Annotated in this window: 19 protein-coding genes, 1 tRNA gene and 1 pseudogene; 11 read left to right on the top strand and 10 right to left on the bottom strand. The window is 62.7% G+C overall.

Annotated features, from left to right (window positions below):
* Positions 1-36 precede the first annotated feature (36 nt).
* A complete protein-coding gene (locus MUU54_RS00950) occupies positions 37-1,842 on the bottom strand; it encodes a bifunctional diguanylate cyclase/phosphodiesterase (RefSeq protein WP_247242143.1) in 1,806 nt (601 codons plus the stop codon).
* Positions 1,843-1,965: 123 nt separating this feature from the next.
* On the bottom strand, positions 1,966-2,514 hold the full coding sequence (locus tag MUU54_RS00955; RefSeq protein ID WP_247242144.1) for an HdeD family acid-resistance protein: 549 nt from the start codon (positions 2,512-2,514) through the stop codon (positions 1,966-1,968).
* A 152-nt stretch (positions 2,515-2,666) separates the two neighbouring features.
* Here MUU54_RS00955 and betI point away from each other — a divergent pair, with 152 nt between their 5' ends.
* The 4 genes from betI (at position 2,667) to MUU54_RS00975 (ending at position 7,908) form a co-directional block, all read left to right on the top strand.
* Positions 2,667-3,305 (top strand): transcriptional regulator BetI, encoded by a 639-nt coding sequence (betI, locus tag MUU54_RS00960; RefSeq protein ID WP_247242145.1) that lies wholly within the window; start codon positions 2,667-2,669, stop codon positions 3,303-3,305.
* 2 nt (positions 3,306-3,307) lie between these two features.
* Complete coding sequence (gene betB / locus MUU54_RS00965; RefSeq protein WP_247242146.1) at positions 3,308-4,771, top strand: betaine-aldehyde dehydrogenase; 1,464 nt, start codon at positions 3,308-3,310, stop codon at positions 4,769-4,771.
* Positions 4,772-4,781: 10 nt separating this feature from the next.
* Positions 4,782-6,434, top strand: a complete 1,653-nt coding sequence (gene betA, locus MUU54_RS00970; RefSeq protein WP_247242147.1) for a choline dehydrogenase — start codon at positions 4,782-4,784, stop codon at positions 6,432-6,434.
* Between the two features lie 133 nt (positions 6,435-6,567).
* Positions 6,568-7,908 carry a chloride channel protein gene (locus MUU54_RS00975; RefSeq protein ID WP_247242148.1) on the top strand — a complete coding sequence of 447 codons (1,341 nt, stop codon included), beginning with the start codon at positions 6,568-6,570 and terminating at the stop codon, positions 7,906-7,908.
* Between the two features lie 5 nt (positions 7,909-7,913).
* On the opposite strand, the gene MUU54_RS00980 is transcribed toward MUU54_RS00975, so the two are convergent.
* Positions 7,914-8,354: a DUF6644 family protein gene (locus tag MUU54_RS00980; protein ID WP_247242391.1), complete on the bottom strand. Its 441-nt coding sequence runs from the start codon at positions 8,352-8,354 to the stop codon at positions 7,914-7,916.
* Positions 8,355-8,394: 40 nt separating this feature from the next.
* Complete coding sequence (locus tag MUU54_RS00985; protein WP_247242149.1) at positions 8,395-8,778, bottom strand: DUF6152 family protein; 384 nt, start codon at positions 8,776-8,778, stop codon at positions 8,395-8,397.
* A 289-nt stretch (positions 8,779-9,067) separates the two neighbouring features.
* Here MUU54_RS00985 and MUU54_RS00990 point away from each other — a divergent pair, with 289 nt between their 5' ends.
* Positions 9,068-10,066 (top strand): LacI family DNA-binding transcriptional regulator, encoded by a 999-nt coding sequence (locus tag MUU54_RS00990; RefSeq protein WP_247242392.1) that lies wholly within the window; start codon positions 9,068-9,070, stop codon positions 10,064-10,066.
* Positions 10,067-10,076: 10 nt separating this feature from the next.
* On the opposite strand, the gene cysN is transcribed toward MUU54_RS00990, so the two are convergent.
* Genes cysN through MUU54_RS01005 form a run of 3 tightly spaced genes read right to left on the bottom strand, consistent with a single transcriptional unit; the run spans position 10,077 to position 13,322 of the window.
* Positions 10,077-11,561 (bottom strand): sulfate adenylyltransferase subunit CysN, encoded by a 1,485-nt coding sequence (gene cysN, locus MUU54_RS00995; protein ID WP_376742039.1) that lies wholly within the window; start codon positions 11,559-11,561, stop codon positions 10,077-10,079.
* 4 nt (positions 11,562-11,565) lie between these two features.
* A complete protein-coding gene (gene cysD, locus MUU54_RS01000; RefSeq protein ID WP_247242151.1) occupies positions 11,566-12,519 on the bottom strand; it encodes a sulfate adenylyltransferase subunit CysD in 954 nt (317 codons plus the stop codon).
* Between the two features lie 41 nt (positions 12,520-12,560).
* Positions 12,561-13,322 carry a phosphoadenylyl-sulfate reductase gene (locus MUU54_RS01005; protein WP_247242152.1) on the bottom strand — a complete coding sequence of 254 codons (762 nt, stop codon included), beginning with the start codon at positions 13,320-13,322 and terminating at the stop codon, positions 12,561-12,563.
* Between the two features lie 246 nt (positions 13,323-13,568).
* Between MUU54_RS01005 and MUU54_RS01010 the strand changes: the two genes are divergently transcribed.
* The 3 genes and pseudogenes from MUU54_RS01010 (at position 13,569) to MUU54_RS01020 (ending at position 15,545) form a co-directional block, all read left to right on the top strand.
* The gene (locus MUU54_RS01010; protein ID WP_247242153.1) at positions 13,569-14,012 is read left to right on the top strand and encodes an RrF2 family transcriptional regulator; all 444 of its coding nucleotides are present in this window, start codon (positions 13,569-13,571) and stop codon (positions 14,010-14,012) included.
* 205 nt (positions 14,013-14,217) lie between these two features.
* Positions 14,218-15,241 (top strand): annotated as a pseudogene (locus tag MUU54_RS01015) (sulfate ABC transporter substrate-binding protein).
* A 97-nt stretch (positions 15,242-15,338) separates the two neighbouring features.
* On the top strand, positions 15,339-15,545 hold the full coding sequence (locus MUU54_RS01020; RefSeq protein ID WP_247242154.1) for a hypothetical protein: 207 nt from the start codon (positions 15,339-15,341) through the stop codon (positions 15,543-15,545).
* A gap of 52 nt (positions 15,546-15,597) precedes the next feature.
* On the opposite strand, the gene ftsH is transcribed toward MUU54_RS01020, so the two are convergent.
* Positions 15,598-17,445 carry an ATP-dependent zinc metalloprotease FtsH gene (ftsH, locus tag MUU54_RS01025; protein ID WP_247242155.1) on the bottom strand — a complete coding sequence of 616 codons (1,848 nt, stop codon included), beginning with the start codon at positions 17,443-17,445 and terminating at the stop codon, positions 15,598-15,600.
* A 417-nt stretch (positions 17,446-17,862) separates the two neighbouring features.
* Positions 17,863-17,939: transfer RNA gene (locus tag MUU54_RS01030), tRNA-Pro, on the bottom strand.
* 232 nt (positions 17,940-18,171) lie between these two features.
* On the opposite strand from MUU54_RS01030, the gene MUU54_RS01035 reads away from it, so the two are divergent.
* The 3 genes from MUU54_RS01035 (at position 18,172) to MUU54_RS25180 (ending at position 19,813) form a co-directional block, all read left to right on the top strand.
* A complete protein-coding gene (locus MUU54_RS01035; RefSeq protein ID WP_247242156.1) occupies positions 18,172-18,528 on the top strand; it encodes a hypothetical protein in 357 nt (118 codons plus the stop codon).
* A gap of 140 nt (positions 18,529-18,668) precedes the next feature.
* Positions 18,669-19,595, top strand: a complete 927-nt coding sequence (locus MUU54_RS01040) for a lytic transglycosylase domain-containing protein (protein WP_247242157.1) — start codon at positions 18,669-18,671, stop codon at positions 19,593-19,595.
* Between the two features lie 131 nt (positions 19,596-19,726).
* A complete protein-coding gene (locus MUU54_RS25180; RefSeq protein ID WP_446676981.1) occupies positions 19,727-19,813 on the top strand; it encodes a small membrane protein YohP in 87 nt (28 codons plus the stop codon).
* Positions 19,814-19,860: 47 nt separating this feature from the next.
* Here MUU54_RS25180 and MUU54_RS01045 read toward each other — a convergent pair whose 3' ends face one another.
* Positions 19,861-20,931: a DUF2218 domain-containing protein gene (locus MUU54_RS01045; protein ID WP_247242158.1), complete on the bottom strand. Its 1,071-nt coding sequence runs from the start codon at positions 20,929-20,931 to the stop codon at positions 19,861-19,863.
* Positions 20,932-20,965 lie beyond the last annotated feature (34 nt).

Consider the following 20,965-nt stretch of genomic DNA (forward strand, 5'->3'; position numbering starts at 1 on the left):
GCCTCGCCGCTGAAAAGATGAGGCGCCGTTTCGGTGTCATTTTGTCTCGCCGAAGGTGGCGAAGACGAGGCCGGATGCCGCCTCCTTGGCCTGCGCCTTCACCGCCGCAATACTGCTTGCAATGCGGTTCGCATCGTCGAGCAGCAGGCCCTTGGGAAGCTCCATCACCCCGATCGAGCAGCGTAACAGGGGGAAATCGCGTTCAAGCCCTTGGCGATCACGACCCTTGATGCGGCCGGCCTCCCGCTCTTCGGGCGAATAGAGGGCGATCACATCGTCGTGGAAGTCGCTCAGCAGGCGTTCCAGGATTTCGGTCAGTTCGTCCCGGGTCCAGTCATGCACGCCGATAAAGAAGTCGTCGCCGCCCACATGGCCGAGGAAGAGGTCGTCGGAGAAGAAATAGCGGCGGAGCAGCGCGGAGAAGAGCGAGATGGCATGATCGCCGACGTGGAAGCCGTAATGGTCGTTGAACGGCTTGAAGTGGTCGAAGTCGCAGTAGCAAAAAAAGCGGGTGTCGTCCTCGTTGCGCCCGGCTTCCTGCATGAAGTCGCTGATCGCGCGATTGCCCGGCAGCCCCGTCAGCGGGTTCTGGTCCTGGGCGATCTTCAACTGCTTTTCGCTGATGACCTTGATGAGCGAGGCTGCGGACACGACGCCCGCATAGCGCATGTTCTCCGTCAGGATGACGCAGGTGCTGTTGTCCATGCTGGCAAACAGGCTCATCAGTTCCTCGGCATCGGCATCAAGGCCGATGATGGGCGCCATGTCGACGAAATGCGAGATCGTCCGCTCATAGACCTTGTTCTTCAGCAGGTCGCGGCCAAAGGGCTGATAGATGTATTCCTTCAGGTGGTATTCGTTGATGACGCCGCGCGGCTCGCCATTCGCGTTGAGGACCGGGAAGAAGGCCTGGCGCGGATTGCGCCGGAAGAGTTCGAAGACGGTGTCGATACTCTGGTGCTCGAAGACGGTTGGCAGGTTCTCGATCTGCTTGCGGATGAGGATCTCGTCCAGCGACTGGCTGGAGCGTCGGACCCGGCCGATTTCGGCCAGATGCGGGAAGGCCGGCTGCAACTCGTTGAGAAACGTGGTTGGCCGAGCGATCAGGTAGCCCTGCACGAGATCGACGCCGTATTCGCGGCAGGCCAGAAGCTCCGCCTCTGTCTCGATCCCTTCGGCAATCACACGGATGCCAAGCACATGGGCGATGTGAACGATGTTCTTCACCAGGTGGCGCTTGCGCGGGCTCTGGTCCATCTCGGCAACAAAGTGCCGGTCGATCTTGAGATAGTCGACCTGATAATCACAGAGGAGCTTCATCTCGCCGTGCCCGACGCCGAAGTCGTCGATCGCGAGCTTGAAACCTGCCTTGCGCAGCTTGCCGACGAGCGCCGCAAACTCAGGCACGCCAGTATTATCGAAGCGTTCGGAGAGCTCGAAGCAGACGGACGACGGCGGGATGCCCGTCTTGCGCAGATGCTGGACGAGGCGCTCGATGATATAGTCGCCATCCTTGATCAGCCGGACGTCTAGATTAAGGAAAAGTGTGGTCGAGGCGAAGTCAGGGAGCGTCGCGAACTTGGCGAGCGAACGGCCTGCCAACATCTGTTCGAGCGCCAGCAGCTGCCCCGCCTCCGCCGCCTGGTCCAGCAGTTCCAGCGGAGAGGAAAAGCCGATGCGGTCGAACCCGCGCATAAGGGTTTCGTAGCCGAAGACGGTCCCTGTCGAGACCTCGACGATGGGCTGGAAGGCGCTTTCCAGGACCAGCTTCGAGAGCGTGAGCAGCTGATCTCCCGCATAACGCCTGAGGATGGCAGGCTCGATCAGCGAGGCCGAACTCATGACTTACTCCATACGCGCAATCACTTAAAAACACGCGCGGAGCCTTGCCGGAATCCGTCAACAATCCCTTTCCCGAAGATGAAGGTTATATGAAGATTGGACGACAGGTGGCGCGGCTGCGGATCAGCCGCGGGCCGCCATGGCAACGGCGATCATCGCCCATCCCTGTAGCGTCAGATCAACGGCAAGGAAGAGTCCAAGGATCCATAGGCTGTTCACGGGCCAGCCGATCGCGATGATGACGCCGGCAATGATGGTGACGATGCCGCCGAAGATCACCCAGCCGGAGCCGCGCATCGGCCGCATCCGGAAGCCCACCCAGGTGCGGACGGCGCCGGCAATCACCAAGGCTACCGCCATGAACAGCGTCAGGATGACGGCTGTCAGCGCCGGGTTCCAGAACGCCAGGATGCCGGCGATCGTATAGAGCAAGCCGCTCAATCCCCAGTAGATCGCCTCGCTCCAGCCCTTGACCTGAAAGGCGTGGACGAGCTGGAAGGCGCCGCCGGCGAACATCATCGCGCCGATGTAGAAGACGGAGGCGACAGTGGCGAGGAAGAGGTTGAGGAAGGCGACGATGCCGAAGACCAACATCAGGATGCCGAGGGTCAGGAACCACCCCCACTTGCCTCTGACATGCTCTGCATGCGGTGTTTGCATTCCAAAAGCCATGACACGCATCTCCTTTTGGATCGATGTCAGCAACCATAAGCAAGACAACTGGAGGATCATTGCGCGAAATCAACATGGCCGCGCTCCCTCAGGTTTGTTATTGATTGATCAGTCAATCAAAGATAGACTTCTGGAAACTGGAGTTCTCAATCATGCCTCGTATCGGAATGGAGCCGCTGCGCCGCAAGGCGCTCGTCGACGCGACACTGCGAACGATCGGTCAGCAGGGCTCGCTGGACGTGACGATGTCGGAGATCGCGCGTGAAGCTGGCGTCTCGCCAGCCCTGGCACATCATTATTTCGGCAGCAAGCAGCAGCTGCTCGTTGCGACAATCCGCAGCCTTCTTGCGCGACTGCGGACCGATGCCGTCGCAGCTTTAGAGAATGTCGAGACGCCGCGGGAGCGGCTTTCGGCGATTATTCGCGTCTCCTTCCAGGCCGACCAGTTCGCGCCCGAGACCGTGGCTGCCTGGCTTGCCTTCTATGTCGAGGCACAGCGCTCTGAAGAGGTGCGGCGTCTTCTCATCATCTACGCCCGGCGGTTGCGCTCCAACCTGCTCGACAGCCTGGAGCGCCTCTGCCCGCCGGACGACGCGGCACGCATCGCGGAGGGCGTCGCGGCGATGATCGACGGGCTCTACATCCGCCAGAGCCTGCGCTCCGCCCCCATCGGCAGTACTGCCTCCGTGACCCTGACCGAAGACTATCTCGACCTGCAGCTTCGCCCGTTCCTTCGCCAGGACGAACCGGGCACGCTTGCACCGAACCCAAGTCATCGCCGAGGAGAATGATCATGCGCGCGCAACCAAAAGCCAGCCACTTTGTCGATGGCGAATACGTCGAGGACGCAGCCGGCGCCGTGATCGAGAGCATCTATCCGGCGAGTGGAGAGGTCATTGCCAAGCTGCATGCAGCGACGTCCGGGATCGTGGAGCGGGCGGTTGCCTCTGCCAAGCGGGCGCAGGGAGAATGGGCGGCGATGAGCCCAACCGCCCGTGGCCGCGTGTTGAAGCGGGCAGCCGAGATCATGCGCGAGCGCAATCGTGAACTGTCGGAACTGGAAACCCTCGACACCGGTAAGCCGATCCAGGAGACGATCGTTGCCGATCCCACCTCCGGGGCCGACAGCCTGGAATTCTTCGGCGGCATTGCGGCCACGGCGCTGAATGGGTCGCACATTCCCCTTGGCGGCGACTGGGCCTATACGAAGCGCGTGCCGCTCGGTGTCTGTGTCGGCATAGGGGCCTGGAATTATCCGCAGCAGATCTGCTGCTGGAAGGCGGCACCGGCGCTTGCCGCCGGAAATGCTATGGTGTTCAAGCCGTCGGAAAACACGCCGCTCGGGACGCTGAAGATCGCCGAGATCCTGATCGAGGCGGGCCTGCCAAAGGGCGTGTTCAACGTCATCCAGGGGGACCGCGACACTGGTCCCATGCTCGTCAACCATCCGGATGTCGCCAAGATTTCGCTTACCGGTTCCGTTCCCACCGGCCGCAAAGTGGCGGGTGCCGCGGCGGGCCAGATGAAGCACGTGACGATGGAGCTTGGCGGCAAGTCGCCGCTGATCGTCTTCGACGACGCCGATATCGACAGCGCCATCGGCGGCGCCATGCTCGGCAATTTCTATTCCACCGGGCAGGTCTGCTCCAACGGAACGCGCGTCTTCGTGCAGAAGCGGATCAAGGAGGTGTTCCTGTCACGGCTCAAGGCCCGGACGGAAAAGATCGTGGTCGGGGACCCGCTTCGGGAGGAAACGCAGATAGGTCCGCTCGTCTCAAGGGCTCAGCACGAGAAGGTTCTGGCCTATATCGAAAAGGGCAAGGCCGAAGGGGCGAGGCTCATCACCGGCGGCGGCATCCCCAATGATTTTTCCGGTGAGGGTTTCTACGTGCAGCCGACGGTGTTTGCCGACGTCACCGACGAGATGACAATCGCGCGCGAGGAGATCTTCGGGCCCGTCATGTGCGTGCTCGACTTCGACGACGAGGCGGACGTGGTCGCGCGCGCCAACGCCACCGAGTTCGGTCTGTCTGGCGGCGTCTTCACCGCGGACCTGACCCGCGCCCACCGCGTAGTGGACCAGATGCAGGCAGGCACGCTCTGGATCAACACCTACAACCTTTGCCCGGTCGAGATCCCCTTCGGCGGCTCCAAGCAATCGGGCTTCGGCCGCGAAAACTCGGCGGCGGCGCTGGAGCACTATACCGAACTGAAGACCGTCTACGTGGCCATGGGCCCGGTTCAATCGCCGTATTGAGGAGATCGGGATGACCAGTGCAGATTTCGTCATCATCGGCTCCGGTTCGGCGGGCTCCGCCATGGCCTACCGGCTGTCGGAGGACGGCAAGCATTCGGTAATCGTCATCGAGGCGGGCGGCTCCGACATCGGCCCCTTCATCCAAATGCCGGCAGCGCTTGCCTGGCCGATGAGCATGAAACGCTACAATTGGGGTTATCTTTCCGAACCGGAGCCCAACCTCAACAACCGACGCATCACGGCCCCGCGCGGCAAGGTGATCGGCGGCTCGTCCTCGATCAACGGGCTCGTCTACGTGCGCGGCCATTCGGAAGACTACAACCGCTGGGAAGAGCTCGGCGCACGTGGCTGGGCCTATGCGGACGTGCTACCCTACTTCAAGCGCATGGAGCATTCCCATGGCGGCGAGGACGGCTGGCGCGGCAAGGAGGGTCCGTTGCATGTCCGCCGCGGACCGATGGTCAATCCGCTCTTCCACGCCTTCATCGAGGCCGGCAAGGAAGCAGGCTTCGAGCTGACGGACGACTATAACGGCTCCAAGCAGGAAGGCTTCGGCCTGATGGAGCAGACGATCCACATGGGTCGTCGCTGGTCTGCCGCGAACGCCTATCTGCGGCCGGCGTTGAAACGGTCGAATGTGAAGCTGGTCTACGGGCTGGCCCAGAAGATCGTGATCGAGAACGGTCGGGCAACCGGCGTCGAGATCGAGCGGGGCGGACAGACGGAGGTGATCCGGGCAAACCGCGAGGTGATCGTCGCCGCTTCCTCCTTCAACTCGCCGAAGCTCCTGATGCATTCCGGGATCGGGCCGGCGGCGCATCTGAAGGAGATGGGGATCGAGGTCATGCTTGATCGCCCTGGCGTCGGCGCCAACCTGCAGGACCACATGGAGTTCTACTTCCAGCAGGTTTCCAAGAAGCCGGTCTCGCTTTATTCGTGGCTGCCCTGGTTCTGGCAGGGGGTCGCCGGTGCGCAATGGGTGCTTACCAAGGGCGGGCTCGGCGCTTCCAATCAGTTCGAAGCCTGCGCCTTCATCCGCTCTGCCGCGGGCTTGAAGCAGCCGGACATCCAGTATCACTTCCTGCCGGTCGCCATCTCCTATGACGGCAAGGCAGCTGCTCGCAGCCACGGCTTCCAGGTCCATGTGGGCTACAACCTGTCGAAATCGCGCGGCAGCGTGAGGCTGCGTTCGCCGGATCCGAAGGCGGAACCGGTCATCCGCTTCAACTACATGAGCCATCCGGAGGACTGGGAAAAATTCCGCCACTGCGTGCGGCTGACCCGCGAGATCTTCAGCCAGAAGGCCTTTGAGCCCTATCGAGGACCGGAGATCCAGCCGGGCGAGAACGTCCAGACGGACGAGGAGATCGACGCCTTCCTGCGCCAGCACCTAGAAAGCGCCTACCACCCCTGCGGCACCTGTCGGATGGGCGACAGGGACGATCCCATGGCGGTGGTCGACCCGAAATGCCGCGTGATCGGGGTGGACGGGCTGCGCGTGGCAGATAGCTCGATCTTCCCGCACATCACCTATGGCAACCTGAACGGGCCTTCGATCATGACCGGCGAAAAGGCCGCCGACCATATTCTCGACCGTCGGCCGCTGCCGCGCTCCAACCAGCAGCCATGGATCAATCCGCGGGCTGAGATCAGCGACCGCTGATCGACCGCCGATCCCGACCGGTGCCGGCCGATCGGTTGAGGAAAGCGGCCTATCCGCCGGCAAGCGGCCTTGCAATGCTCCGCCACGGGGCGAATAAGGGGCAGCATACAAAGCCCCAACCGATCGTAGACAGATGCCCTTCTCCTACCGCAAGTCCAAGATGCTCCGCCGTTCCCGGGTGATGTGGGGCTCGTGGCAGACCTGGAAGCCGCGGGTCGTGTTCTGGATCGGGGCGATCGCCATCGGGCTTGTGAGTGTTGCCTTCGCCAAGGCGGCCGACGAGGCGCAGGCGCTGTTTCTGGGGGTTACCTCTTCGGGACGCTTCGCTTTCCTGCTGCCGCTGATCGTCACGCCGGCAGGCTTTGCCCTGTGCACCTGGCTGGCGATGACCTACTTTCCCAACGCGCAGGGCAGCGGCATTCCGCAGGCGATCGCGGCGCGCCATCTGCGCGACGAGCCGAGCCGCTCTGCCCTCTTGTCGCTGAGGCTCGCCGTCGGCAAGATCATGCTCACTGTCGTGGGGCTTCTGTCGGGCGCCTCCATCGGGCGCGAGGGTCCGACGGTCCAGGTCGGTGCCTCAATCATGCTCGCCGCCGGGCGTTTTGGTGGCATGGCGCAAAGTAAGGGACTAATCCTCGCCGGTTCCGCGGCAGGCATCGCCGCCGCCTTCAACACGCCTCTGGCCGGTATCGTCTTCGCCATCGAGGAGATGAGCCGGACCTACGAGTCGCGCGCCAACGGCCTGGTGCTGACGGCCGTCGTGCTCTCCGGCCTTGCTGCGCTGGGGCTCGTCGGCAGTTATACCTATTTCGGCGAGAACGGGCTGTCGGTCGCCACGGAACTCGACTGGATGATGGTGGTGCTTTGCGGCGTCGGCGGCGGGGCTCTTGGAGCGCTCTTCAGCCACGGCGGGCTGACCCTTTCCCGCAGCATTCGCCGCTGGGCGCAGCCGGAACCCTTAAAGCGGATGCTGATGCTTGCCAGCGGCTGCGGCCTTGCCGTTGCCTTGATCGGCATCCTTTCCGGCGGACAGACGTTCGGGACGGGGTACGAACAGGCGCGGACGATGCTGGAAGGGGAGATGGTCTCGCCTCTCTTCTTCATCGAGAAGCTCGGGGCCACCTTCCTGTCGATGATCTCCGGCATTCCGGGCGGCATCTTTGCACCATCGCTTGCGGTGGGCGTCGGCTTCGGCGGGACGCTTGGGACCATGCTGGGCGCCAGCATCGGCCTCTCGGCGATGCTTGGGATGGCGGGCTATTTTTCCGGCGTCGTGCAGGCACCGATGACGGCCTTCGTCATCATCATCGAAATGACGGGCAACCACGAGGCGGTGATCCCGATCATGGCGGCCTCCATGCTCGGCTACATCACCTCCCGCATCATTGCGCCGGAGCCGCTCTACCATGGCCTGTCGCGCGCCTTCATCGCGCAAGCGATCCGCGCGCGGCGGACTGGCGAAGAGCGTACCTAGCCAAGCTAGAGGAAGCCGATCCAGCGACCGGCAACGATGGCGCTGATCCAGATCAGGCTGGACAGGAGCGCCGAGAACCGCAGCGGCGCCGGGGCCGTTCCTCCAGCCAATATGGCTCGCCACCCGGCCGTTCGATGAACCGCCAGCGCGTGAGCCACACCAAATGCGACAAGAGAGACCTTCGCCAGGAAGGCCGGGTTCTGCGCGTATTCCTGCGGCCGAACCGAGAAGAGACAGAGGCCGGTCAGAACGGCGAGCACCGCACCGGAGGCGGCGATGCGGGACAGGAAGAGTGCCAGCGACTGAAGCGGCACGGTGGCGAACATGCCGAGGATGCGGAGATCGAGCGACAGGATCGCACCAAACAGGGCGCCGATCGCCATGATATGCGCCGCATTCACCAGCAGATAGACGGTGGGCGAGACAGTCAGCGCCCGCGCCACCATGGTCTGCGATAGTGGCTCAAGCCACTCCAAGCGCTAAGCCTCAGTTGGTCTGGATCCGTTCGGGATAGATATCGTAGGTCTTGTTGCCGACCATGACCCGGACCGCTTTCATTCGCAGTTCATCGCGGTCCTTCGACCGGTTGCCGATCAGGGTGACGGCATCTCCGACACTCGCCACGCCTTCCACGAAGCCGGAGCGCTGCGTCTTGCCGGGATTGCTGAGTTCGACCGTCCACACCCCATCCTCCGCCTGAACCTGCATGGACGGATGCGGCGGCGCGAAGGAGATTTCGGTGATGGTGCCGGTCAGTTCTATCTGCTCGGCCTCGGCCCAGGAAAACCCGTGGTGAGCAGTCGCAGCCGTGGCTGTGAACATGCCGAGGGCGCCGGCAACGAGCAGTTTCGGAAAGAGCATTCGCAGCATGTTCAATCTCCTTTATCGGGACTGTACGCGAAAATGTGGAGCCTCCGGCAGATCGCCAGAGGGCCTCACCTGGAAGTGAAGTGCCGAGGGGGATGCAATCCGGGAATGACCGGCTGACAAACCGCGGCCTCTATGGGCAAATTCTGCTGGAGCCTCGGTCCGCATCCTTGCCGATCCGCTAAAGAAACTTAGTTCCTAGCACTGGACGAACGGCGGAGGAGCACGCGTTCGTTCGGTCGCGGGCTCGTAGGGAGAGAGTATGCCGCATCGCCGCACCAGGTCGGAACGAGTGACGTTGACGGACGTTGCAGATAGCCTCGGCGTCAGCCCCATCACTGTGTCGCGCGCCTTACGCGAACCGGCGAAAGTGTCTGAGACGCTGCGGGAGCGGGTTCTGGCTCGCGTGGACGAAATGGGCTATGTGCCGGATCTTGCGGCGCGGGCGCTCGCAAGCCGCCACAGCGGCGTGATTGGGGTGCTTGCCCCCGCACTTACCAGCCACGCGCATCTCGGCATCATGCGCGGCATCGAGGAGCGAGTGCGGACCTCGGACCTGCGTATTCAATACGCCAGCTCCCGGTATGATCCAGAAGAAGAATGTCGGCAGATCCGCCTGTTCCTGTCGCAGCATCCCACGGGGATCCTTCTTTCCGGCCTGCAGGAACGTGACGGCATCATGGAGTTGCTGCAGCGGGCTCCCTGCCCCGTGGTCCAGATCGTCGACCTTCACCTGACGCAGAGCGGAATGACTGTCGGCATCAATCACTGCGATGCCGCAACGGCCGCTGTCCGCCATCTCCTCGCTTGCGGTTACCGGCGGATCGGCCTCATCGGCGGAACGCGCGACGTGCGCTCCGAGCGGCGACAGGAAGGTTACTGCCTTGCCATGCGCGAGGCAGGACTTGCAGATCTGTCGCTGGTCGCTTCGGAGGATGCGCCCACCAGCGTGCAGCTCGGCTGCCAGCTTCTCCAGCGGCTGAGATCGCAGGCACCTGATCTCGACTGCGTCTTCTGCCAGAACGACGACCTTGCGCTCGGCGCGCTTTTTGAGGCGCAGCGGTTGGGACTTGCCGTGCCTGATCTCGGTATCTGCGGCTACAACGATCTCGGCTTTGCGCGCTACAGCCATCCCGCAATCACCACGGTGCGCGTCCCCAGGTTCGAGATGGGGTACAGGGCGATAGACCTCCTGATCCGCGTCGTCAACGGCGAGCGGCCGCCGACCGCGCCGATCGACCTTGGGTTCGAGGTCGTCGAGCGCGGCACGACACGCAGGATCAGCGGCTAGACTTGATCAGTCAGATGTCGCTGCCGGCGTTGGAGAAGAGGTCGGCTGCCTGAGCCGAGGTCATCCGCCGCACATCGGCCTCGTCGCGGCGGTTGGCGAAAAGTTCGCTCGCCATGATCTGATCGGCAAGATCCGCCGGAAGCGAGAGCACGACGCGCTCCCCTTCGTAGCGAATGCCGACGCCGCCGCTGTGCTTGTTGGTGATCATGCCGCCCGCCACGGTGTTGTGGGTCTCGGGATCAATCAGGATGAAGGCACCGGTGGCGCGGTTCTGGTCGTAAGGGTCGAAGATTGCCTGCTCGTCGAAGCTCAGGCGCACTCTCCCGATGGCATTCATTGCCAGACGCTCGGCATGCGGACGCCAGGACGCAGAGGCAAGCTCCAGCTGCGAAGTCGGCTTTACCGAGACGCGCTGGCGGCGCGAGCCGCTCTTCAGCCAGTAACGCTTGCCTGGCTCGATGCCTTCCGGCTGCAGGGCGACAATCCGTGCCTCGAACTCGAGGCCCTTCATCGGCTGCGCATCGAGGGATACGATCATGTCGCCGCGCGACACGTCGACCTGGCGGTCGAGCACGAGCGTGATGGCGTCTCCGGCAACGGCAGCATTGCGGACAAGGTCGAAGGTGACGATCTGCTTGACGTTGGCGACCATTCCTGACGGCAGGATGGCGACGGAATCGCCGGGCTTAACCGAACCGCCGGCTACGGTTCCCTGATAGCCGCGGAAGCTTTCGCCGGGACGTGAAACACGCTGCACTGGAAGACGGAAGCCGCCGGCCTGGGAGGATCTGACCGTGGCAAGCTCCAACGTCTCCACCAGGGTGGGGCCGTCATACCAGGGGATTACATTGCCTGCGGGATAGACGACATTTTCGCCCTTCAGCGCCGACATCGGTATCGCGGTGATCTGGCGGACGCCGAGCGAGAGCGCCAGTTCCTTAAAGTCATGGGAGATCTTGTCGAAGACAGCGCGGTCGTAGCCGACAAGGTCGAACTTGTTGACCGCCAAAACGAATTGCCCGATGCCCATCAGCGAGGCGATGGTGGCGTGGCGACGGGTCTGCTCCAGAAGGCCGGCACGGGCATCGACAAGCAGCACCGCAAGATCGGCCGTCGAGGCGCCGGTTGCCATGTTGCGGGTATACTGCTCGTGACCGGGCGTGTCGGCGACGATGAAGGAGCGGCGGTCGGTGGCAAAATAGCGGTAGGCGACGTCGATGGTGATGCCCTGCTCGCGCTCGGCCTGCAGCCCGTCGAGCAGGAGCGCGAAGTCCGGCAGGCCCAGATCGTTCTGCTGGCCCGAATCCCGCTGCAGCGTGGCAGCTTGGTCTTCCTTGACGGCCTTGGTGTCCCAGAGCAGCCGGCCGATCAGAGTGGACTTGCCGTCGTCAACCGAGCCGCAGGTGATCAAACGCAGCGGTCGGCTGTCACGCGTCATTGGCACGGCGTCAGACGCGGGATGAACGGCGACCGAGGCGGCGGTGGCGGATGCGATCATCTCAGAAATATCCTTCGCGTTTCTTCTTTTCCATCGACCCGGACTGGTCGCGGTCGATCGCGCGTCCCTGGCGTTCGGAGACGGTGGCAATCTCGAGTTCGGCAATCACTTCCTCCAGCGTCGTGGCCGTGGAGCGGATGCCGCCGGTGAGCGGCCAGCAGCCTAGCGTGCGGAAGCGCAACATGCCCTCCTGCACCTGCTCACCCGGAAGCGGCTCGAAGCGAGGATCCTCCGCCCACATCAGCATGCCGTCGCGCTCCACGTACTTGCGTTTCTTGGCGTAGTAGAGCGGCGGCAGCGGGATGTTTTCGGCCTGGATGTAGCGCCAGATGTCGACTTCGGTCCAGTTGGACAGCGGAAAGGCGCGGACGCTTTCGCCCTTCCGGACCATGCCATTGTAGACGTTCCAGAGCTCCGGGCGCTGGTTGCGCGGATCCCATTTGTGATCGGGGGTGCGGAAGGAATAGATGCGCTCCTTGGCCCGCGAAGCTTCCTCGTCGCGCCGCGCGCCCCCGAAGGCTGCGTCATACTTGCCGGCGTCCAGCGCCTGGCGGAGTGCTTCGGTCTTCATCACGTCCGTGTGGTAGGCGGAGCCGTGGGTGATCGGCGAGATGCCTTCGGCCGCACCGCGCGGATTGGTGTGGACAATCAGGTCGAGCTCGAAGCGGCGTGCCATCTCATCGCGAAAGGCGATCATTTCCGGGAATTTCCACCCGGTATCGATGTGAAGCAGCGGGAACGGGATGCGGCCGGGATGGAAAGCCTTGCGTGCCAGATGCAGCAGGACGGATGAGTCCTTGCCGATCGAATACAGCATCACGGGCCGTTCGAATTCGGCGGCCACCTCGCGGAAGATGTGGATTGCCTCGTTTTCCAGCGCCTTCAGGTGCGGATCGAGCGGTGGCTTGTTGGACGAAGCAGGCTTGGGTTCTGCTGCGTGAAGAGTATCGGACATGCAAACATTCTCCGGGGCGAACTGCGGCTGTTCGCCGGGGCTCAAAGGGAACTGGAGGTCAATGAAGGTGCGGGAATCTCCGGCACGTGCAGGCCGCATTCCCGCTTCTCGTCGTTTTCCCACCACCAGCGGCCGGCGCGCTCCGGCTCGCCGGGCTTAATGGCGCGGGTGCAGGGCTCACAACCGATCGACGGGTAGCCGCGCTTGTGCAGCGGGTTCGTCGGTACCGCATGCTCCTCGACATAGGCGTTGATGTGATCCAGCGACCAGTCGGCAAGCGGGTTGACCTTGATGAGGCCACGGTCAGGATCATACTCGACGAACGGGGTGCTTGCGCGGTTGCCGGACTGGCTGCGGCGCAGGCCGGTTACCCATACTGTCGCTCCTGCAAGCGCTTGGGCCAGCGGCTTGACCTTGCGCACGTGGCAGCAGGCGTGTCTGGCCTCGACGCTCTCGTAGAAACCGTTGAGACCATATTGTGCCGCATAGGCATCCACATCTGCCGGCTCGGGGCGGAATTGGCGGATGTCGATGCCGAAGCGATCTTCGGTCTCGTCGATCAGCGCAAGCGTCTCGGGAAACAGGCGACCGGTTTCCAGCGTCGCGATCTCGACGTCGAGCCGCGCGATGCCGATTGCGGCAGTGATGACCTGATCTTCTATGCCCAGGCTGGTCGTGAAGACGGCTCGGCCCAGCTCGGCGGCGAGCGACAGCCGCCCGGCAAGATCAAGCCGTTCGAACTGCGCATCAAGACCAGCGGCGATATCGGCCAGAGGACGGCCGGAGGCTTCTTGGATCGTCATCGGGTTCTTCCATTTTCTTTTCCCGATTATGGAGACACGAGCCGGTGACGGACAGAAACAGCGGTTTCATGAGGCGCTCAGGATGAGCAAATCTCTCTCCAAACCCTGCGCCAAGGAGAAAAGCTGACATGTGAGCGCATCGACTGTTCCAGGTTTGAAATCCCGAGCCGTTTCCGTTATGGCCAAAGCCCAGGACGCCGCCGCTCGTCGAAGATCGAAAATCGGCGCAGATATTTGGTTTGCAAGATGATTTCTCAAAAGGCGAGATATGCGCTGCGGGCGCTGACGGCTCTGGCACAGGCCGAAAGCGGCGCGTCGATGATGATCTCAGAGATTGCGGCCCAGCAGTGCATTCCGAAGAAGTTCCTGGAGCAGATCCTGCTCGACCTCAAGCGCGCCGGCATCGTCGCCAGCCGCCGCGGCAAGCAAGGGGGCTATCTGCTGCTCAAGCCCGCCGACAGCATCACCTATGGTGACGTCCTGCGCCTGATCGACGGACCGATCGCGCCCCTGCCCTGCCTTTCCGTTACCGCCTACCGAAAATGCGAGGATTGCGACGGCGAGCAGCTTTGCGAGATCCGGCACGTCTTTGCCCGCGTCGCCGACGCCACCCGCGACGTCCTGTTCAGCACCACCATCGCCGATGCCCTCGGCGACACAGCGAAATCGCGCGAACGTCTCAGCGCCTAAAGCGGAAGTTTTCAGCCCGGACACCGGAAATATCGTTGCTGCGAGTTGCAGCTTCTGCAATCTGCTCCTTCTTCCACCGCCCCCGGCAGCGATAACATCAAGTCGGCGCAGCAGGCGGAAGGGAAAGACTTTTGCGTCCGCTTGGCCGCCGATTGCTAAACACTAACAGGTAGACTTACCCGGGTCAGAGCGGAGGAAAGTCAGCATGTTCAAGTTCAGTCATGGGTTGGGCGCCCTCGCCCTCAGTCTCTTCCTCACCTTCGGCCTCTTCACGCCGGCCAACGCCGAGACCACTCTCCTCAACGTTTCCTATGATCCAACCCGGGAATTCTACGCGGAGTTTAATCGGCTGTTCGCCGATCACTGGAAGAAGGACACGGGGGAAACGATCCAGGTCGAGCAATCGCAGGGCGGCTCCGGGCGGCAGGCCCGGGCTGTCATCGAAGGCTGGACGCCGATGTCGTCACCTTGGCGCTCGGCAGCGACATCGGCGCGATTGCCAAACGCAGCGGCAAGATCGCGCCGACTGGCGCGGCAAGTTCCCGCACAATTCCGCCCCCTATACGTCGACGATCGTCTTCCTCGTCCGCAAGGGTAATCCAAAGGACATCAACAACTGGGGCGACCTCATCAAGGAGGGGATCGAGATCATCACGCCGAACCCCAAGACCTCCGGCGGCGCCCGCTGGAACTATCTGGCCGCCTGGGCCTGGGCCAACGATGCCTTCGCCGGCGACCATCAAAAGATCAAGGATTACATGGCCGATCTATTCCGCCACGTTGCCGTGATGGATACGGGTGCACGCGGCGCGACCACCACCTTTACAGACCGCCAGATGGGAGATGTGCTGCTGGCATGGGAGAATGAGGCCTACCTCGCGCTCAAGGAGGTCGGTGACGATGCCTTCGACATCGTGGTGCCGCCGATTTCCGTCCTGGCGGAGCCGCCGGTGGCCGTCGTGGATGCAAATGTCGACAAGCGCAAAACGCGCAATGCGGCGGAAGCCTACCTTAAGTATCTCTATTCGGACGAGGCGCAAAACCTCATCGCCAAGCACTTCTTCCGCCCGGCCAATCCCGCGGCAGTCGCGCCCAAGCTCCTGCAGCGCCTGCCACAGGTCAAGCTGTTGACGATCGACGATCCGATCTTCGGTGGGTGGCCGAAGGCGCAGGCACAACACTTCGCAAATGGCGGCATCTTCGACCAGATCTATGCCGGCCGAAACTGACCGCATCCGCAGGATCATGTGACATTCCTGTGAAAGAGCGGGGAACAAAATCGATTCATCCGAATTCGGGCTATGTCCCGTCGAAATGGAGAGCAGCATGGCAGCGTCGGCGCATATCCACGTCAAGCCCGAGGATCATATCCTGACCATCCAGGAAGCGATCGAGCCGGTCTACAACCGTCTGGCCCTAGAATGCGAGGCCAGGATCATCGATGCAGCCGTACGCGCCGGCTGGTCGGCAGAGGAAGCGGTCTCGGCCATCGAGGATCTGCGCAAGCGCGACGTGCTGGAGAGCACGCACTGATGTCGTCGACCAGTGCGACGCAGTGTTGCCGAGCACCTCTGGTGCAGAGTGTCTATTGAGAGCTTGGGAGAGGTGCAACCGAGGGAGTGGCAGGTTCGGCCACTGCCAGCGGCTGCAATTCGTCCGCACCGAGCGTTTCCACTTCGAGCAGTTTCGTTGCGGAGGCCTCCAGCGTGTCGCGGCGACGCGTGAGAGTGTCCACTGCCGGTTCGAAGGCCCTATCAATGATGCGGCGCACCTCCTCGTCGATCGCATCGGCGGTGTGCTCGCCGTAGTCGTGCTGCCTTGCGCCGCTGAAGAACGGATCCGGCGCGAGGTATGAGCGCTGCTCGGTTTCCAGAGCAATATGGCCGATCTTCTCCGACATGCCGTAGCGGGTGACCATGGCACGGGCAATGTCGGTAACCTTCGCCAGATCGTCTGCCGCACCGGTGGACAGGTGCGCGAAGACAATGAGCTCCGCCGCCCGCCCGCCCAGGAGCACCGCCATCTTGTTCTCCAGTTCTTCCCGCGTCATCAGGAAGCGGTCCTCCGTCGGCCGCTGAATGGTGTAGCCGAGCGCCCCGACGCCGCGAGGAGTGATCGAGACCTTGTGGACCGGATCCACCCCCGGCAACGACAATGCGACCAGTGCATGCCCCATCTCGTGATAAGCGACGATCTGGCGCTCCTTCGGATTGAGGAGCCGGTTGCGCTTCTCAAGACCCGCCACGATCCGTTCCACCGCATTGGTGAAATCATTCATCGTGACCGCCTCGGCTTTGCGCCGGGTCGCAAGAAGGGCGGCCTCGTTCACGAGGTTTGCAAGATCGGCGCCGGTGAAACCGGGCGTCAGCGCTGCCACCTGCTCCGGATCCACATCGGCGCCGATTTTGGCCTTGGCCATATGGAGCTTCAGGATCTGGATGCGGCCGCCCTTGTCGGGACGGTCGACCAGAACCTGCCGGTCGAAGCGGCCGGCACGCAGCAAGGCCGGGTCGAGGATTTCGGGCCGGTTCGTCGCCGCGAGCAGCACGACGCCAAGGGACGGATCGAAACCGTCAAGCTCGACGAGCAGCTGGTTCAAGGTCTGCTCCTTTTCATCATGGCCGCCCATCATCGGGCCGGCGCCGCGAGCCCGGCCCAAAGCGTCCAGCTCGTCGATGAAGATGATGGCCGGCGCCTTGGCACGCGCTTGCTCGAAAAGGTCGCGCACACGGGCGGCGCCGACGCCCACAAACATTTCGACGAACTCTGAGCCGGAGATCGAGAAGAAGGGTACCCCTGCCTCGCCGGCCACTGCCCGGGCAATCAGCGTCTTGCCCGTCCCCGGAGGTCCCACGAGCAAGACTCCCTTGGGCATGCGGCCGCCGAGCCTTCCGTATTCCGTCGCGTTACGAAGGAATTCCACGATCTCCTTTAGCTCATCCTCAGCCTCGTCGACCCCGGCCACATCATCGAAGCTGACCTTCACATCTGTCTCGACATAGATCTTTGCGCGGCTCTTTCCGATCTGCATCAGACCGCCTCCGACACCGGCACCCATTCGCCGGATCATCACGTACCAGATGCCGAAGAAGAGCAGGATCGGCAGGGTCCAGGACAGGATATTGCCGAGCAGGTTGCTTTCGATGCGGCCGGTATAGACGGCGCCGCTTTGCTGCAGCTCGTCCACCAGTGCAGGATCGACACGGGTGCTGACGAACACGGTCTCGCCGCCCGGCAGCGCCTGCTTGAACGTCCCCTGCACGTAGTTGTCGGAAACCGCCACTTCCGCAATCTTGTTCTCGCGCAGATAGGTTTGAAACTGGCTGTAGGGAATTTCGGTGACCTGCTGGCTGTAGGCGAAGAGGTACTGGATGATCAGCACCCCGAAAATCGCCAGGATCCAGTACCAGACATTGAACTTGGCGTTGTTCATCGTGGTCACCGTCCGTTCGGAAAACCGCTGATGCCGGCTCCGAAGCAGAGACAAGCGCATCCCGCAGCCCTGCGCAAGTCTGCAGTCGGCCCACGTCGCGCCGAAAAGCGCGGCAGTCGGAGAAACCCCCGTCCTTTTGGCTGAGACACGGATGCGTGAGGGAACGACTGCCCATCCAACGACTTCGACGCAGACACAAAAAAACCAGGAGGAAACCCATGTCAGCCGATTGGCCAATGTTCATCCTGCAATCCATCGCAGTCTTCGGCATGGTGGGCGCACTGTTTATCCGGACGTGACGTCCGCGCGCTCTGCGACCATTCCGGCCGAAGCGAAGACATTGCATGGAGTGAGGCAAACGGGTCGGGTGCGCGCGTTGCGGCAACAAAAAATCCCGCTCCCGCGGGCATCTTCAGCTGGTCGGAGTGGCAAGATTCGAACTTGCGACCCCCACGTCCCGAACGTGGTGCGCTACCAGACTGCGCTACACTCCGTGACCAGCGGCGCCTCTATAGACCAGCCGGTGGGGTTCGGCAAGCGGTCCGTCGCAAATTTGCGAGAGTGTTTGACGGCTTCATGACGGTCGGACGAAGGGGGCTCCGTGGCAAAAAAGCGGCGGTTGAACTTTTTCGGCGAGGACAGCTTCAGGCATCTGCGATGGCTTGTCGGAATCTGGTAGGCGGTCGGCACACGCCTGAGGGCGCCATCAAACAGGGTTTCAGGAACATGAGCCTCCGCACCATTGCATCGACGGCCGCGTTTGCCGTCCTTCTGTCCGCATGCACCACCACCAGTGCACCCTCCAACCCGATCGAAGCGCGTTGGGTCGGCCAGTCCGCCGGCGCCTTTTTCGCCCGGTACAGCCCGCCGATGAGCGATACCCCGGCAGGCTCGACTACGCTCTACAACTGGCGCGGCGGCTACCAGCGCATCAAGCTGCAGAATGGCCGCACGGCCAATGTCAGCTGCGCGGCCCAGATCACGGTGGACGAAGACTACGTGATCCGCAAGATCCGCATCACCGCCGACCGACAGGGCGCCAAGGGCCAGAGCTATTGCGAGGAACTGCTAACGGAGAGCTGACTCGGGCCGCCGTTTAGCCATAGAGACCTTGGTTATGAACTCGAAAGCCTGCACTACCCATCGGCGGGCTTTCTCTTTTCGCCACAAGGCGCTAGCTTGTCTTCGAAGATGGCTCGAACCACCGTGATGCCTCGCCGCCAATGAAGCGCCTCCTGCTATTCCTCTTTGTGTCTCTCGCGCCGCTGCAGGCGGGCGCGGTGCAGGCTCCCGACCAGCCGAAGAAGTCCGACGATCAAGCACGGCACTGCGTCTCGTCCTGGAAAGATCCCTATTCGGGAGAGGAGCTGTGCATCCGACAGGAGAGCTTTAACCGCGACCTCTGCACCGGGATTGAGCACTTTGCCAAGGCGCGTGCGGTGCCCGCAGACTTCTTCGCACGGCTGATCTGGCGCGAAAGCCTTTTCCGGCCGCGCGCGGTCAGTCCGAAAGGGGCCGAGGGCATCGCGCAGTTCATGCCTGCGACCGCGAAGCTGCGCGGCCTTGATGACAGCTTCGACGTTCTTGCCGCTCTGGAGGCATCGGCCACCTATCTTCGGGAACTGAACGACCGGTTCGGCGGCTATGGGCTCGCGGCAGCGGCCTATAACGCCGGAGAGGCGCGGCTCAGCGGGTTTCTCGCCGGCAAATCACTGCCGCTCGAGACACGCGCCTATGTGCTCGCCATCACCGGACATTCCGTGGAGAAATGGGTGCGCGACCCGCCGGATACGGCAGCTGCACCGCTTGCGAAGAACAAGTCCTTCCTCGAGAACTGCGTGACGCTAGCCGATCGCCGGCGGCTCACACCGACGATGCTCTCTGCCGATGCGGCTTGGGCACCTTGGGGTGTCCAACTTGCGGCGCATCTTGACCCGGATGTTGCGCGCCGGCTGTTCGACCGTGCCCTCGACAGGCTTCCGGATGCTCTGCGTGGCGAGCAGGCGATGATCGTACGCCAGACCCGCGGCAATTTCGGTTACCGGACCCGCTATGCAGCGCGAATAGGACGGGACACAAGGGCGGAGGCGCAGGCGCTTTGCGCGCGTATTAAGGCTGCCGGTGGGGCCTGTACCGTGCTGCGCAACTAGCGCTCGCCCGCGCCCCGTCTCTCTGCGTCACCTGGTGGACGTGGGCGAAGTCGGGAACATCTGCGGCCTCTCCGCTTTCTCTTCTCGTGGCCGGTCAAACCCGGCAAGCAGTGAAGAAATAGGAGAGACCCATGCTGAAATTCATAGGCGGCACGATCGGCGCCATCTTCCTGATCGGCCTGATCGTCGTGATCCTGCTCCTGATGCTGATCTTCTGATCTGTCGGGCTCGAAGAGCGGGCTTTGCCGGCGCCTGATCTTAGGCGTCAGCGAGGAGCCACGTCGCGTTCCCAGTACCACGCGACGTACATGCGTTTGCGATCGTGGCCGCGTGCCTTCAGGATGGCACGGATCGCACGAACATCTTCCTTTTCGCAAGCCACCCAGACGTAAGTTTCCTCGTCGATCGAGTTGACTGCCTCAGCGATCGCCTCACGAAGCTGCCCGCGGCTTCCATGCCCGTAGTCTTTCCGGTGCAGCCAGCGCATGTCGAGTAAGCCCTGAGTCGGCAAAGGCTGTTCCTCCGCCTCATCCTCGACCTCCAGGATGACCGTCATAGAGGTTCCCTCGGAAGCTTCTGCGACGATTCGTGCGATGGCGGGAAGTGCCGCTTCGTCGCCAGCAAGGAAGACCTTGGAAGCCTGCGGCAGATCTCCGCCGCCGGGGCCGATCAGGGCTACCTTGTCCCCGGGCTGAGCGTCGCGGGCGAAATCGGCACCTGGGGTGGCGATGCCGGGTGCCGGATGCTGCAGGAAGTCGATCCAGATTTCGCGGCGCTCCGCGTCAACGTGACGGATCGTGTAGACCCGAACCAGAATCTCATCCTCTCCCGTTGGCCAGGCGATGCGGCCGTCGGCGCCCAGCCCCGGCCACACCGGTAGCCTTCCCTTCGGCGGGACAAGCAGACGCACATGCATGTCACCGCCGATGAAGGGTGAAACGTCAGCGCAGGAGACCTTCACCCGTCGCATGCGCGGCGTAACGTCTTCCGTCGAAACGACCGTCACCTCGTGCAGGTTGGGCAGGCGCGCAACCGGTGCCGGATCAGACCACGACAGTTCGAAGGGCTCCCCGCCGGCAAAGTAGAAGAGGTGCTCGGCGATCATGTTGCGGGTCAGATGAAGGGCCTCTTCGGTCGGGCAGGAGAGCTCGATCATCAAACGGTTCTCGGCAAGCCGGATGTCAGCGGTTCCGATGTCGCTTTTCAGAAGTACGGTGTTTTCGGTCCGCCGGACCTCGGAATGCTCGACGAAGTGCTCACACAACTCGTCGAGCATTCCGATTGCGTTCGTTGGAATGGCGAAACCCGAAAGGTTGAAGGCCGCTACTGCGTTCATGACTATTTCCTCTTCGCCAATGCTGCCTCGGAGA

The sequence above is a fragment of the Pseudorhizobium tarimense genome, assembly GCF_022968135.1.
Lineage (GTDB): Bacteria > Pseudomonadota > Alphaproteobacteria > Rhizobiales > Rhizobiaceae > Neorhizobium > Neorhizobium tarimense.